1 pseudogene is annotated in these 411 nt (G+C 45.3%); it reads left to right on the forward strand.

Going from position 1 to position 411, the window contains the following annotated elements:
• Window positions 1-326: pseudogene (locus tag C6366_RS21280) on the forward strand (F0F1 ATP synthase subunit beta); the annotation flags it as partial.
• Window positions 327-411: the final 85 nt, after the last annotated feature.

Below are 411 nucleotides of genomic sequence, written 5' to 3' on the forward strand. Positions count from 1 at the left end.
ATGTGAAGGAAATTCTGCAACGATACAAAGAGTTACAAGATATTATTGCCATTCTGGGAATGGAAGAGCTCTCCGAAGACGACAAAGTGGTTGTTCATAGGGCGCGAAGGGTGCAACGCTTTTTGTCACAGCCCTTTTTTGTGGCTGAACAGTTTACAGGACTAAAGGGCGCAAGGGTTTCCATTGAAGATACCATTAAAGGGTTTAACATGATTCTGTCGGGTGAACTGGATAAATATCCCGAGGCCGCGTTTAACCTGGTTGGTACCATTGAGCAGGCCATCGAAAAAGGAGAAAAACTATTGAAGGAGGCCCGAAGAAAATGATGGATCTTTATTTAGAGGTAGTTACTCCCGAAGAGATTCTGTTTGAGGGTTTTGTCGGGATGGTTGAAGTGCCCGGAGCCAGTGG

This window comes from Desulfonatronum sp. SC1, from assembly GCF_003046795.1.
In the GTDB taxonomy this organism is placed as follows: Bacteria; Desulfobacterota; Desulfovibrionia; order Desulfovibrionales; family Desulfonatronaceae; genus Desulfonatronum.